The organism is Streptococcus shenyangsis (genome assembly GCF_006385785.1).
Classification (GTDB): Bacteria; Bacillota; Bacilli; order Lactobacillales; family Streptococcaceae; genus Streptococcus; species Streptococcus shenyangsis.
On sequence record NZ_VFSH01000010.1, the window covers coordinates 25,789 to 39,274 of the forward strand.

Annotated in this window: 13 protein-coding genes and 2 pseudogenes; all 15 read right to left on the minus strand. The window is 42.7% G+C overall.

The annotated features are described in order from the left end of the window. Window positions 1–38: 38 nt before the first annotated feature. A pseudogene (locus FJR77_RS07700) lies at window positions 39–182 on the minus strand (formyltransferase family protein); the annotation flags it as partial. Between the two features lie 65 nt (window positions 183–247). Next, window positions 248–400 (minus strand): annotated as a pseudogene (locus FJR77_RS07705) (bifunctional phosphoribosylaminoimidazolecarboxamide formyltransferase/IMP cyclohydrolase); the annotation flags it as partial. Between the two features lie 26 nt (window positions 401–426). Continuing rightward, window positions 427–600, minus strand: a complete 174-nt coding sequence (locus FJR77_RS10175; protein WP_181146625.1) for a hypothetical protein — start codon at window positions 598–600, stop codon at window positions 427–429. After that, window positions 601–1,146, minus strand: a complete 546-nt coding sequence (gene purN, locus FJR77_RS07710) for a phosphoribosylglycinamide formyltransferase (protein ID WP_140834213.1) — start codon at window positions 1,144–1,146, stop codon at window positions 601–603. After that, a complete protein-coding gene (purM, locus tag FJR77_RS07715; protein ID WP_140834212.1) occupies window positions 1,143–2,162 on the minus strand; it encodes a phosphoribosylformylglycinamidine cyclo-ligase in 1,020 nt (339 codons plus the stop codon). Before purM ends, purN begins: the two co-directional genes overlap by 4 nt. 38 nt (window positions 2,163–2,200) lie before the next feature. Then, window positions 2,201–3,643 carry an amidophosphoribosyltransferase gene (gene purF, locus FJR77_RS07720; RefSeq protein ID WP_140834211.1) on the minus strand — a complete coding sequence of 481 codons (1,443 nt, stop codon included), beginning with the start codon at window positions 3,641–3,643 and terminating at the stop codon, window positions 2,201–2,203. A gap of 92 nt (window positions 3,644–3,735) precedes the next feature. After that, window positions 3,736–7,461: a phosphoribosylformylglycinamidine synthase gene (locus FJR77_RS07725; RefSeq protein WP_140860103.1), complete on the minus strand. Its 3,726-nt coding sequence runs from the start codon at window positions 7,459–7,461 to the stop codon at window positions 3,736–3,738. A gap of 55 nt (window positions 7,462–7,516) precedes the next feature. Further along, a complete protein-coding gene (purC, locus tag FJR77_RS07730; protein WP_140834208.1) occupies window positions 7,517–8,224 on the minus strand; it encodes a phosphoribosylaminoimidazolesuccinocarboxamide synthase in 708 nt (235 codons plus the stop codon). Between the two features lie 169 nt (window positions 8,225–8,393). Continuing rightward, a complete protein-coding gene (comB, locus tag FJR77_RS07735; RefSeq protein ID WP_140834206.1) occupies window positions 8,394–9,743 on the minus strand; it encodes a competence pheromone export protein ComB in 1,350 nt (449 codons plus the stop codon). Between the two features lie 12 nt (window positions 9,744–9,755). Then, the gene (gene comA, locus FJR77_RS07740) at window positions 9,756–11,909 is read right to left on the minus strand and encodes a peptide cleavage/export ABC transporter ComA (RefSeq protein WP_140834205.1); all 2,154 of its coding nucleotides are present in this window, start codon (window positions 11,907–11,909) and stop codon (window positions 9,756–9,758) included. Between the two features lie 419 nt (window positions 11,910–12,328). Continuing rightward, the gene (locus FJR77_RS07745) at window positions 12,329–12,532 is read right to left on the minus strand and encodes a bacteriocin immunity protein (protein WP_140834204.1); all 204 of its coding nucleotides are present in this window, start codon (window positions 12,530–12,532) and stop codon (window positions 12,329–12,331) included. A 78-nt stretch (window positions 12,533–12,610) separates the two neighbouring features. After that, window positions 12,611–12,790 (minus strand): hypothetical protein, encoded by a 180-nt coding sequence (locus FJR77_RS07750; RefSeq protein WP_033679470.1) that lies wholly within the window; start codon window positions 12,788–12,790, stop codon window positions 12,611–12,613. A gap of 80 nt (window positions 12,791–12,870) precedes the next feature. Then, window positions 12,871–13,086: a bacteriocin immunity protein gene (locus FJR77_RS10360; protein ID WP_078353051.1), complete on the minus strand. Its 216-nt coding sequence runs from the start codon at window positions 13,084–13,086 to the stop codon at window positions 12,871–12,873. Between the two features lie 3 nt (window positions 13,087–13,089). Beyond that, window positions 13,090–13,257, minus strand: coding sequence for a class IIb bacteriocin, lactobin A/cerein 7B family (locus tag FJR77_RS07760; RefSeq protein ID WP_078353132.1), 168 nt, complete (start codon window positions 13,255–13,257; stop codon window positions 13,090–13,092). A gap of 8 nt (window positions 13,258–13,265) precedes the next feature. Next, window positions 13,266–13,466, minus strand: coding sequence for a hypothetical protein (locus tag FJR77_RS07765; RefSeq protein ID WP_023940558.1), 201 nt, complete (start codon window positions 13,464–13,466; stop codon window positions 13,266–13,268). Window positions 13,467–13,486: the final 20 nt, after the last annotated feature.

Sequence of the window (13,486 nt, forward strand, 5' to 3'; positions counted from 1 at the left end):
AAGGTAATCAAGGCAAGTGTTTCCAACCATTTTTTCATTTACTTGTCCAACAATTCTCTAATGACCTCTGGATACAACTTGTACTCTGCCTCATGAATCCGAGTTTCAAAACTCTCTATGGTATCATCAGCCAGCCGCGGCACACGAACTTGTTTGATGATCTTACCAGTGTCCACACCCGATACCTCCGTTTGAAGCCGTCTTCAACAAATACTGACTCCAATTTAAAATCAAAGATATCATATGAATCATCAATGGCACTGGTGCTCACCCCAGCATTATCAAGGGCAACCTTGGTCCCACCCGTCGAGATAATCTCCCAACCAAGTTTTTTGAGTTCTTGGGCAAATTCAACAATGCCCACTTTGTCTGAGACGCTGATTAAAGCGCGTTTAGTCATCTTTTTTCCTTTCATTTTCAAACTCTCTACCTACGCATTTTTCGATTCATAAAGTGTAGGGAGACGATTACCAAGACTCCCAAAATTACTGTCAGTAAAAATCTCCCCCAATAAGGAATCTCTGGGAAGAAAAAATTTACTAGTAAACGTAGAATAATTGCCAAGGTAATCAAGGCAAGTGTTTCCAACCATTTTTTCATTTACTTGTCCAACAATTCTCTAATGACCTCTGGATACAACTTGTACTCCGCCTCATGAATCCGAGTTTCAAAATTGTCAATGGTATCATCAGCTAGTCGCAGTACACGTACTTGTTTGATAACCTTGCCTGTATCCACTCCAGAGTCCACCCAGTGAATGGTAACACCACTCTCAGCAACACCAGCATTCCAAGCATCCTCAATCCCATGAGCTCCTGGAAATTCTGGCAGGTAGGCTGGGTGAATGTTGATAATTCGTCCTTCATAAGCCGCCAATAAGGTTGGCCCAACGATTTTCATGTAGCCTGCTAGACAAACCAAGTCAATCTGGTGTTCTTCCAAGAGTTCGACAAGGGCCGCTTCGTAGTCTGCCTTGCTCTCAAACTCCTTGAGTTCAAAAGCATAGGACAGAACGCCGAGCTTGTCTGCACGCTCGAGTACATAGGCATCACGATTGTCTGAAAAGACAAACTCCACTGGAAATTCTTCGGCAATCATCTGAAAATTTGAGCCATTACCAGAAGCAAAAACCGCTATTTTTTTCATTTGATAATGACACTTTCGTTTTCTTTCTTGACGATGCGACCAATTTCATAAACTGGTTCATCCAACAATTCCTTGACATGACTTACATTTTCAGGGCTAACTGCCAGCATAAGCCCCACACCCATATTGAAGATTTCAAACATTTCTTCGTGTTTGATCTGACCGTATTTTTCAAGGGCTTTGAAAATTGGAAGCACTGGAACCTTGTCTTCCTCAATCTCAGCTGCTAAATCAGCTGCAAACATACGAGGGACATTCTCAATAAAGCCACCACCTGTGATATGGGCAATGCCGTTGACCAAGCCTTCCTTGATGAGGGGCAAGACAGCCTTGACATAGATACGAGTCGGCTCAAGCAAAACTTCCTTGAGTTTCTTGCCTTCCAATTCTGGCAGGACTTCCTCACCTGTGTAGTCCGCAAAGACACGACGGACGAGGGAGTAACCATTGGAATGAATCCCACTTGAAGCAAGTCCGAGAAGAACATCTCCCTCTGCCACCTTTGAACCGTCAATGATTTGAGATTTTTCAGCCACCCCGACCGCAAAACCAGCCAAATCATAGTCATCTTCGCCGTACATGCCAGGCATTTCAGCCGTTTCCCCACCAATGAGGGCAGCGCCTGCCTGCACACAGCCTTCTGCAACACCAGCAACCACTTGTTCTAGCTTAGCTGGTTCATTCTTGCCAGTTGCGACGTAGTCAAGGAAATAGAGGGGCTCCGCACCTGCAGCGATGATATCATTGACACACATGGCCACACAGTCCTGACCAATAGTATCGTGCTTGTCGTATTTGATAGCCAACATGAGCTTGGTTCCGACACCGTCAGTTCCTGAAATCAAGACGGGTTCTTTAACCCCAGTCTTTGAAAGGTCAAACATACCACCAAAACCGCCCAGCGCTCCCATGACACCTGCACGCTCCGTACGAGCCACGTGCTTTTTGATTCGTTCAACAACTTCATAACCCGCTTCAACATCCACACCCGATTGGGCGTACGCATTTTTTGTCATTTATTTATTCCTTTTCTTTTATGGAGAATCTCAGTAACTCACTTGTAAAAACTTGTCTTTTCTTCCAAACTTCTACGATAGTCTTCTTCGTAGTCGTAGAGAGGTGTTGGGTAGTCACCGTCAAAGTAAGCGACACAGAGACCACCATTTGGCGCATCTGTTTCAATCCCAATCGAATCAATCAAACCTTCAACAGAGAGGTAAGTCAGGCTGTCAGCTCCAATGATCTGACGCGTTTCTTCGACCGTATGATTGGCTGCAATCAACTCCTGACGGGTTTGGATATCAATCCCATAGAAACATGGATAAGCTAGCGCTGGACTACCAATGGCAACGTGAACTTCAGTTGCACCCGCTTCTTTCAAGAGCTGAACGATACGACGAGAGGTTGTTCCACGTACAATAGAGTCATCAATCATAACCACACGCTTGCCTTTTACAACACCAGAAACAGCAGACAGTTTCATACGCACCCCTTGCTCCCGCAATTCTTGAGTCGGTTGGATAAAGGTACGTTGGGTGTATTGGTTCTTGATAAGACCCATTTCATTTGGCAAACCAGATTCTTCCGCAAATCCCATAGCCGCGCTGAGGGAAGAATTGGGCACACCGACCACGATATCCGCCTCATGCTTGAATTCACGCGCTAGTTGAGCCCCCATTCTCTTACGTGCCGTATGGACATTGACACCGTGGATATTAGAATCAGGGCGGGCAAAATAGATATACTCCATAGAACAGATTGCTAACTGGGTATCGTCTGTATAGCTATCATACTGGATGCCCTTGTCATCAATAATCACAATCTCACCTGGTTTCAAATCACGAATCCACTCGGCACCAATGACTTCAAAAGCGCAAGTTTCAGAGGAAACAACCACCGCTCCATTAGCCATTTTCCCGATAGAAAGTGGACGGAAACCATTTGGGTCAAGAGCCGCAATCAACTTATCCTCAAACAGCAAGATATAAGCAAAACCACCTTTGACAAGGCTGAGCGCTTCCTTGATTTTTCCCATCAAGTTCGGATTGTGACTGCGACGAATGAGGTGAGCCAAGATTTCAGAGTCCGAAGTCGCACTGAAAATGGCTCCTCTATCTTCCAATTCTTTCTTGAGAGAGGCCGCATTGGTCAGATTCCCATTATGAGCCAAGCCAAACTGCATATCGTGAAAACGGAAGAGGAAAGGCTGAATGTTATCTACAGAAGCTTCGCCAGCAGTCGCATAACGCACGTGACCAATCGCACCAGTTCCTGTCAATTTATCCAAATTAGCAGGATTTCTGAACACTTCTGATAAAAGCCCCATGTCACGATGGCGCTTCAATTGCCCCTGATCATTGGAGAGGATTCCTGCCCCCTCCTGACCACGGTGTTGAAGACTGTGGAGACCAAAATAGGTCAATTTAGCAGCATCTGGATGTCCCCAGATACCGAAAACACCACATTCTTCATTAAGAGATTTTACTTCGTATGTCATTTTTTATACCTAATTTTCATTTGCAATCGTCAAGAGATAAATCTACATGACTTTTACATTACTGATACTATCTATTAGAAAATCTGCAAGTCTTATTTTCCAGTAAAGTATTTAACCGCTGACGCAAACAGGTGCTGGTCTTTATTGCCTGGGATATTTTGGAAAAGACCTTCCTCATAACGTTCTGAGTGGCCCATCTTACCGATGATTTGGCCATTCTTGCTAGTAATTCCTTCGATGGCATGGACAGAACCATTTGGATTGTACTTAGAATCCATACTTGGTTTGCCGTTAAAGTCAACATATTGGCTGAAAATTTGTCCATTGTCACGGAGCTCAGCGAATTCCTCAGCCGTCACGACAAACTTCCCTTCACCATGCGAAACAGGAATAGCGTGGATATCGCCTACTTGCACACCAGCTAACCATGGTGAGTTGGTATTGGCAATACGGGTTTCCACCATCTTGGCCACGTGTTGATTGGCATCATTGTAGAAGAGGGTTGGACTAGTATTATTAGCATCCTCGAAATTCCCGTATGGAAGAAGACCTGATTTGACCAAGGCCTGGAATCCATTACAGATACCGATAATCAAGCCACCACGGACGATAAAGCTATCAATAGCCACACGGACTTTTTCATTGAGAAGGATATTGACGATAAACTTAGCGGAACCATCTGGCTCGTCCGCAGCTGAGAAACCACCTGCAAAGAAAAGGATATTAGCCTTGCCGATGTTATCAACCATAGTTTCAACTGAATTGACAATGGCTTCTTCATTCAAGGTCACAAATGGCACTAAGTTGACCTCTGCACCTTCTTTTTCAAAAGCCTTAGCTGAGTCATATTCTGAGTTAGTTCCTGGGAAGACTGGGATGTAAACCACAGGTTTTTCAACCTTTTCTTTGGCTTTAATCACAACATCTGATACCACAGCTGGTACTTCAGCCAGTTCTTTGACTTGGTCAAACTCTGTTGGGTAAACTTCTTCCAGTTTTCCTTGGAAAGCACTGTCAAGTTTCTGTCCATCTAGCTTCACATCGTTGACAGTTAGTGTAAAGTCTGCTTTCGTTTGACCGATTTTCTCTACTCCAGCAATTTCTTCAGGAGATGTAAAGACAAATCCACCCAATTGAGCTGTCAAAGCCGTTTCAAGTTCAGGCAAGCTTACTTCTGCACCGATATGATTTCCAAAAGTAGCAAGTGCCAAACTTTCAACCACACCACCATATTTGACAGCTGATGCAGATGTCACTTTGTGACCAGCTTGGATGTCTTCAAACTGAGCAAAATTAGACTTAATCAAGTCAAAATCAATCTCTGTAGAGAGGGCTTGACCTGGGATGTAGTAGATATTTTCTCCAGCAGCTTTAAATTCTGGAGAGAGCACATTACGGCTATCTGCCGTCGTCACCCCAAAGGCAACCAAGGTTGGCGGAACGGTCAATTCTTCAAAAGTACCAGACATAGAGTCCTTACCACCGATAGATGGCAAACCAAGTTGAATCTGTGCTTCGATAGAGCCTAGAAGAGCTGCTACTGGCTGGCCAAAACGCTCGGCTTGTTTGTCCATCCGCTCGAAATACTCTTGGTAAGAGAAACGAGCCTTAGACCAGTTTGCGCCAGCAGCCACCAAACGAGCAGTTGCTTCGATAACCGCATAAGCAGCACCGTGGTATGGAGACCATTCAGCTACATATGGGTTGAAACCTTGAGCCATGACTGAGGCAGTATGAGTCACACCGTGTTGTACAGGCAATTTCTGCACAGAAGCCTCAGTCGGTGTGAGTTGGTAGCGACCACCAAGCGGATGGTTGACTGTAGAACGACCGACTGAGCAATCAAAGATAGTCTGCAAGCCTTTTTGACTCGCATGGTTCAAGTCAGATAGAACCGTATGTGTATCAAATTCAAGTGTGTCAGCGCTTGTTGTGCGCTCTTCTGGGAGTTTGACATCCTTGTCCACCACCTTTGCATCAACGACCACGCGCACACCATTGGTATCAAGGAAACGACGTTCCAAGTCGACAATGGTTTCACCATTCCAGTGCATAACCAGATTTGGTTTTTCAGTCACCGTAGCCACCACAACAGCATCAATATTTTCTTTGTTACATTCTACAACAAAATCATCTACGTCCTCAGGACGAACCACAACTGCCATCCGTTCTTGTGATTCAGAGATAGCAATTTCGGTACCATTCAAGCCTTGGTATTTAAGAGGAACCTTGTTGAGGTCGATTTCAAGACCGTCTGCCAATTCACCGATAGCTACACAGACACCACCAGCACCAAAGTCATTGGACTTCTTGATAAGACGAGTCACATCGCCATTACGGAACAGACGTTGAATCTTGCGTTCTTCGATGGCATTCCCTTTTTGAACCTCAGCACCAGCAGTCTCTACAGACTCAACTGTTTGAACTTTAGAAGAGCCTGTCGCACCACCGACACCATCACGTCCAGTCTTACCTCCAAGAAGGATAATGACATCACCCGCTTCTGGTTTTTCTCGGACGACATTGCCCTTGGGAGCAGCACCTACAACTGCACCTAACTCCATACGTTTAGCAACAAAGCCTGGGTGGAAGTACTCACGAACGTAGGTCGTCGCAAGCCCAATCTGGTTTCCGTAAGAAGAATAACCATGAGCAGCTGTCTTAGAAATGACCTGTTGTGGCAATTTCCCAGCACGCGTTTCCGAAATCGGTGCTGTAATATCACCGGCACCTGAGATACGCATAGCTTGGTAAACGTATGAACGTCCTGATAATGGGTCACGAATGGCTCCACCAATACAGGTAGCAGCTCCACCAAATGGCTCAATCTCAGTTGGGTGATTGTGGGTTTCGTTTTTAAACATGAGGAGCCATGGTTCTTTCACACCATTAACGTCCACTTCGATTTCTACTGAGCAAGCGTTAATCTCGTCTGACACTTCCATATCGTCCAACCGCCCATTAGCACGCTCATATCGACCGAAAATAGTCGCCATATCCATCAAGGTTTGCGGTTTTTCCGAACGCCCCAACTCATCACGCATGGCAATATACTTGTCATAGGTTGACTGCAATTGCTTTTGGAATTTAGAAGCTGAAAAGTCGATGTGCTTCAACTCAGTCTCAAAAGTCGTGTGACGGCAGTGGTCAGACCAGTAAGTGTCCAAAACCTTGAGTTCCGTCTCAGTTGGCACACGTCCAATTGACTTGAAATAATCTTGGATAAAGAGCAAATCATCCACTTCCATAGCCATCCCTTGCTCGTCCTTGTAGCGAGCAAAGTCCTCTGCTGTATAGCTTTCAAAGAAAGTCAATTTCGGAATAGTCTTGTCTGACTCAGAAAATTCCTGCTTGGAAATCCCTGTCGTGATGTCCTTGAAACGAGAATCAACTGGATTGAGCAAGTAGTTTTTGACTGCTTCTAATTCGGTCGAATCAATATCTTTATTGACCAAGTAAAGTTGGGCTGTATTGACTATTACATCACTCGAACTTCCTAGCAAAAGCAAGGCTTCCTGTGAAGAAGCTGCACGCTGGTCAAATTGACCTGGCAGGCTTTCAATGGCAAAGAAAGCATAGTTAGCCAGATCCGCCTGTACAGCAGCTTCGTCCAAGACATGGTCTGTCACCTGCTCAGAGAAAATGTGTTTCTCTGCAGGCGCAAACAAGTCCTCTGCCAAATCAAATACATCATACACTTGCACGATGCGAATACTTTTCAAACTTGACAGTCCCAAGTTATGCTTGAGTTCTCTAACCAAACTCTCTGACTTGACCTGAAAATCAGCCTTTTTTTCAACAAAAATACGTTTATCCATCAATCTTTATTCCTTTATTTCAGCTCTTGCAATATCCCCAACGACCTTGAGGTTGTTATTTCAATTCCTGCAACTTTTCCCAAACAATCTCGTAAACGTCTGTTAGTTCTCCCAATCCTCTACGGAAAACATCCTTATCCATGTGGTTGCCATCCGCATCCCACAAACGGCAGTTATCTGGTGAAAATTCGTCTGCCAAGATAATCTTGCCATCCTTATCAAAACCGAACTCTAGCTTAAAGTCAATCAACTTAAGCCCAATCTCAGCAAACCAAGCTTTCAAGAGTTCATTGATACGACGCGTTTCTTCCTTCAAGTAGGCAATCTGCTGGTCATCCGCAATCTGTAGGAATTTCACATGCTCGTCATTGATGAATGGATCATCCAAATCATCATTTTTATAGTAAAATTCGACAATCGGAGTCTCCAAGGCGATTCCCTCATCCACACCAAAACGTTTTGAAAAGGAACCAGCTGTATAGTTGCGAAGCACGACCTCCAGAGGAATAATCTTAACCTTTTTATTGAGTTGTTCTGTATCTGAAAGTTTCTCCACAAAGTGAGTCGCCACACCAACCGCATTTAATTTCTCAAAAATAAAAGATGAAATCTGATTATTCAAGACTCCCTTACCTGCAATCTGCTCCTTCTTAACACCATTGAAAGCAGTCGCCTGATCCTTGTAAGTTGAAATAATAAGATTTTCATCCTCAGTTGTATAGATATCTTTAGCTTTTCCCGAATAGATAAATTGTTTTGACATTTAAAAGTTCGCCTTTCGTATTACTTGAGCACATTCTACCATAAAAAACTTAAAATTACAAGAATTTAACCGAATAAATAACGTATCGACATTAAAAATCGTAAAGAAAAAACTGCAAGAAGAATCTTTCTCACAGTTTTAAAATCATTTAACTCTAAAAACACGAACATTACTCTTTGTTCAAAAATTGATCCAAATAATAACGTAGATAACTTTTCTTACCCGTAATCATCTGCAGGCGACCTTCCACCCCGTACCGAAGTTTTGCAACCTGCTCAGAAGTTAGATTAGTCTCCGCCTCAATTTTAAAGAAATTCCCTTTCTCAGTCTTAGTAGCTGTCGAATCAATGCTTGTAATAGTAGAATCTAGGAAAAGTTGATTCTTGGCATCATGAGTCGTCGTATAGCGAACAGAATCACCGACCTTGATTCTTCCTACATCCTTTGAACTAAGATAAGCTGTTAGTTTGGCTTTCCCTTCTTTTTCCAAGGACGGATAAAGTTGGGCTAGTAGGGCACCTTCTGCAACCATGGTAGAATCACTGGTCTCAGGATTAAGGTGAAGCACTCCATCCTCACTTGCCGTAATTTTCCCCTTGTCTAAAAGATTTCCCTGTACCTTCTTACCTGACTCCACCTCCAAGATTTTCTGGTCTAGAAGGGTCAATTCCTGACCAACCTTCGCTAAGTGTTGGGATTTAAGGGACTCCAATTGACTGCTTAAGCCTGACGCATAGGCTTGCTGGGTACCTGAACCTGCATACTGGACACGGTAAGTAGCAAGACTGGATTCTAACTGAGAAAGCTGCGCTTCAACCTGCGCAACTGCCTGAGCTTTAGCTTGCGGATTTTCCTCACCCTGAGACTTGTAGGACTGGTAGAGGGAGTAGGCTAGATTCTGACTGGCCAAGGAAGCGCCTATTTCAATAGCTGACTTAGCTGTCTGGTAATCGCGAATTTTAGCCTCTGTTTGGCTGATGAGATTGCCGATTTCGGCTTGGGTTTGGCTAGCTGCTGCATTCTGGGACGCGATGGTCTCATTTTGTTGCGATGTACTAGCCCTAAGACTACCTGCTTGGCTGAGGTAGTCGCGAAAGGTGGCTTGGTAGCCAAACTTATCCTCCTCTGGAAAGTAATCCGTCCCTTCTTGCAGGCTCTTTTGCAAATACTCCAATTGCTTTTTTTGATCCTTAAGCATGTCCAACTGACTGACATAAGACTCCGCTTGGACACCCTCTGCCCCTTCCTGATATTGAACCAGAAGATCTCCCTTCTTAACCAGCTTATTTTCTTCCAAATGATTGACAAGAATGCGATTGTTGCTAGTTGACTGGATATTTGCAAGGATTCGACTAGGCTCAACAGTAGCTCTAGTAGACAAGCTCATCTCCTTCTCTGCAAGAGTTGCAAAGCCAAGTAAAAACACAAGTAGAAGGGACATGGGTACAATAACCCGACTGGAAAAATTATGGTAACGACGATTATAAAACTCCGCACTTTCTAAAAATTCTGGTTTCATCCTCTCCTCTTTCTAGCTATTGACCAAATGGGCATAAAATCCACCCTGTGCAAGCAAATCAGCATGCTTTCCTTCTTCAACAATCTTGCCCTGATCCAAAACAACAACCTTCTCTGTCCGCTCAGCAATGGTCAAGCGGTGAGCAATGAAAATCAAGGTCTTGTCTAAAGCCATAAGATTATCGACAATTCGCTTCTCTGTCAGAATATCCAAACTGCTAGTTGCCTCATCCAAAATCAAGACCGGCGCATCTGTCAAGAGAGCACGCGCTAGAGCAATTCTCTGACGTTGACCACCTGAGATTCCTGCCCCATCCGAAGTCAATTCTGTCTGGTAATTCAGGGGCATGCGCTCAATGTCCTCCCGAATCTCTGTCAACTCGACCGCCCGCAAGATGTCCTCCTGAGTCGTCCCCTCCTTGGCTCCCAAAAGAAGATTCTCCAAAATCGTTCCGTTAAAGACATAGGGCTGTTGAGGCAGATAGTTGATATACTGGCGCAGGGCCTTTTTATCAATCTGATTGAGATTGACACCACCCAGACTAATCTCTCCCTGACTTGGGTCGTAAAAATTCACCATCATCTTAGCCAAGGTCGTCTTACCTGACCCTGAAATCCCCACAAAAGCCACCTTAGAGCCTTGGGGAATGGTCAAATTGATATCTGACAAGACATCTCGACCATAGCCATACTTGTAATGAACCTGCTTGAAGGTCATATCTCCCTTCATCAAGCTCAAATCCTCAACCGTTTTCTTCTCCTCAAACTCCGAAGCTACTAGATAAACTTCATTCAGACGGTTATTGGCAACCTGCGCTGTCTGAAGCTTGGTTTGCAGATTGATGATATTTTCCAAAGGATTAGTAAAGTAAACCAGCAAGGTATTATAGGTAATCAACTGCCCCAAACTTATCTTGCCATCCATGACCAGAACAGCCCCCATCCAGAGAATACCGACATTGAGCAAGAGATGGGCAACTTTTTTCAGAGCCTTTTGCTGACTCTCTGCCCGACTATAGATAAAGGATTTTTTCAGATAATCCACAAATTCCTTGTCAATCTTTTGGTAACGCTGACTTTCACTGGTCAAAGACTTAATGGTCTCAATACCGTTGATGTCCTCGATGATAGAAGAAGACAGAACCGCATTGGCTTCCATGGTATCCCGATTCATCTTCTCAAACGGCTTCATAAAAGCAAAGATAATTACTGTGTAAATAGGAAGCGCCAATAAGGTCATGAAAAAGAGATTGGTATTTTGTGAAAATAAAACAAGTGAAATAATGACAACCGTTGACACATCTAGGAAAATCGAAAGAATGGTCGAAGCCAGCGCATCAATGATACTGTTAGCATCTGTAAAACGAGACACGATTTCCCCTGTCCGTCGTGTCGCAAAAAAGGACATAGGCAGGTGAAAAACATGTTTGATATAGGATAAAATCACGTCAATCGACAAGCGTTGCCCCAAAACAAGTAAGAGATACTCCTGAGCGTAAGACAAGATTTGCTGGAGAATATAAACAATCACCAGCCCAATAGAAATAATCCCCAGTGTCGAACGCATCTGATCTGGCACATAGGTATCAATGATAGACTGCAGATAATAAGAACCCACAATGTTAATCAAGGTTACCAAGAGTGTTGCCAAAACGATATTAGCAATCAAGCCACGCTGCTTCACTAATATAGGGATAAAAGAAAGCAGACCATTCTTTTGATCCTTATGAGGCTTGTAGTCTGGACTAGGTGCCATAAAAAGAGTCACCCCTGTCCATTCTTCCGCAAAACGCTCACGTGGCAGTTTAGTTAACTTCACCCCGGGATCTGGATCGGCAATATGAATGCTATCCTTATCCTGCCCAGTCACCACATAGTAGTGGAGCAATTTCCCTTCCTTAAGCACATGAGCAACAAAAGGAAAAGTCAAATCTGGCAAATCAAAGAGCGTCATATCCGCCTTGATGGCTCGTGTCTCAAAGCCAATCTCCTCTGCCACCTTGACCAAGCCCAAAGCCGTCGTCCCATCCATGGTCGTCTTGGCCAATTCTCGCAAGTGAGCCAAAGAATAATAGCTACCATAGTAGCCAAAAACCATAGCTAATGAAGCTACACCGCAGTCCATCTGATCCACCTGCGGACGATAGTGACGTTTCCCAAATTTCATATTCATCTCCTTTTCCTAAACTCATCTGATAACAACTATCTTACCCCAATCCCCAAACAAAAACTGGACTTCCTTCCCAAATGCGCCTATCTCCCTCCCAACTGCACTTTTCGGATAAAAAAATAGGCAGAACAAACGTCCTACCTACTAAAAATATGGTATGAAAGGAAGTTGATTTTTTACTGTCACCCTAGGCAAGCTTGGGACAAATAAATCATTGATAGTAACCTTTACGATATCCTATTTAAAGTTAATTCAATTTTTAATGTCCCTGCTATTTCTAAGCCACCTCTGGTATAATCTATTCATAGTCAGAATAGATAACACCGTTCTAAATTACGATTCATAGTTACTCCGTTTTTTGATTCGTTACTATAAGACACCTATTCCCTATAGAGCGTCTACTGCTTCAAATTTATCTATTCTTTTTTTTCTTTACTTCTATATAAAAGAATGAATACCATCACAAATAATGCAATCGTTGGTATATTGAAACTATCAAGCCAAGTAGGTAAAGATACTTTATTCATATCAGCTACTAATCTGATGATGATATAAGACATTGAACTAAGTAATACCATAATTTCAGGCCAAACTTTCAGTATTGATTTAACGAATTTCATATTAAACTCCGATGTGATGCATTCTTAGATTCTAGCCTAGCTATTTTCAGCGCAGACTAACAAGTCATTCTTAACTGTTTACTCTACTCGCTTTTTATTGACCTTATATCCTAGATAAAAGAGCCCAAATAAAACAGGGTAAATTTCTGGATAAAATAGGGTATTGATCGGATTTTTCAAAATCAAATACGTTGCGATGTAGATAATGAGTGATACGGTAAAATAACCCTCAGCAAAACCTAATAAAAATGTTTTCATAAGAAACTCCTAATTACCTGACAAGAGTGGCGGAAAAACGCTACCATTCATATACACAAAATCCTTTTGATTCATGTTCTTCATTTATAGTTTTGATTATTTTTTGACAAATCTTTGCGAAAAATACCAAAATATGCTGAGAAAAGCAAACCAACCAAAGTCCATTGCCAATTAAAGGATACTAACGAACCTGTACGAATCACATGAAGCGCAACATTAAGAGTTATTCCCAACAAAGGAAATATCGTAGCTAGTTTAGGTAACAATGTATTGAGATTAAGGTCGCGATTATTCATTATCTAACGCCCACGACGAGCAAAATCTGAACCAAATTTGTAACCAGCATTAAAAATTTGTACAGCAGCATTCAGTAGTCCTGCAATTCCAACTGCTTCCGCAAGACCAAAACCACCTTTTGTTCCCACTAATTCATCGTCAGATAATTGATAAAATTGTTCTAAGTTCATATTCGTCATTACTCCTTTGTATTATATTTTATTGCTATGTAAATGATTAAAATGAGTATTGGATAAGTAAATACTTCTGAAATATCCATAAAATTTACACTATACTGTCCAGATAATATTTTATAATCAATTAAAATTTGAACGATAGTAAAAATAATACGTAGCGATAACAATACCCCTAATAATATCACTTCTTTTTTTAAAAACATAGAAATACCTCTCTGACTAC

Bases quoted from the DNA above. Each gene is read 5' to 3' on its own strand.
- FJR77_RS07760 (WP_078353132.1), bottom strand. From the start codon at position 13,257: ATGAACTTAGAACAATTTTATCAATTATCTGACGATGAATTAGTGGGA.
- FJR77_RS10175 (WP_181146625.1), bottom strand. From the start codon at position 600: ATGAAAAAATGGTTGGAAACACTTGCCTTGATTACCTTGGCAATTATT.
- FJR77_RS07750 (WP_033679470.1), bottom strand. From the start codon at position 12,790: ATGAAAACATTTTTATTAGGTTTTGCTGAGGGTTATTTTACCGTATCA.
- FJR77_RS10360 (WP_078353051.1), bottom strand. From the start codon at position 13,086: ATGAATAATCGCGACCTTAATCTCAATACATTGTTACCTAAACTAGCT.
- comB (WP_140834206.1), bottom strand. From the start codon at position 9,743: ATGAAACCAGAATTTTTAGAAAGTGCGGAGTTTTATAATCGTCGTTAC.
- purC (WP_140834208.1), bottom strand. From the start codon at position 8,224: ATGTCAAAACAATTTATCTATTCGGGAAAAGCTAAAGATATCTATACA.
- purM (WP_140834212.1), bottom strand. From the start codon at position 2,162: ATGACAAAAAATGCGTACGCCCAATCGGGTGTGGATGTTGAAGCGGGT.
- FJR77_RS07765 (WP_023940558.1), bottom strand. From the start codon at position 13,466: ATGTTTTTAAAAAAAGAAGTGATATTATTAGGGGTATTGTTATCGCTA.
- comA (WP_140834205.1), bottom strand. From the start codon at position 11,909: ATGAAATTTGGGAAACGTCACTATCGTCCGCAGGTGGATCAGATGGAC.
- purN (WP_140834213.1), bottom strand. From the start codon at position 1,146: ATGAAAAAAATAGCGGTTTTTGCTTCTGGTAATGGCTCAAATTTTCAG.
- FJR77_RS07725 (WP_140860103.1), bottom strand. From the start codon at position 7,461: ATGGATAAACGTATTTTTGTTGAAAAAAAGGCTGATTTTCAGGTCAAG.
- purF (WP_140834211.1), bottom strand. From the start codon at position 3,643: ATGACATACGAAGTAAAATCTCTTAATGAAGAATGTGGTGTTTTCGGT.
- FJR77_RS07745 (WP_140834204.1), bottom strand. From the start codon at position 12,532: ATGAAATTCGTTAAATCAATACTGAAAGTTTGGCCTGAAATTATGGTA.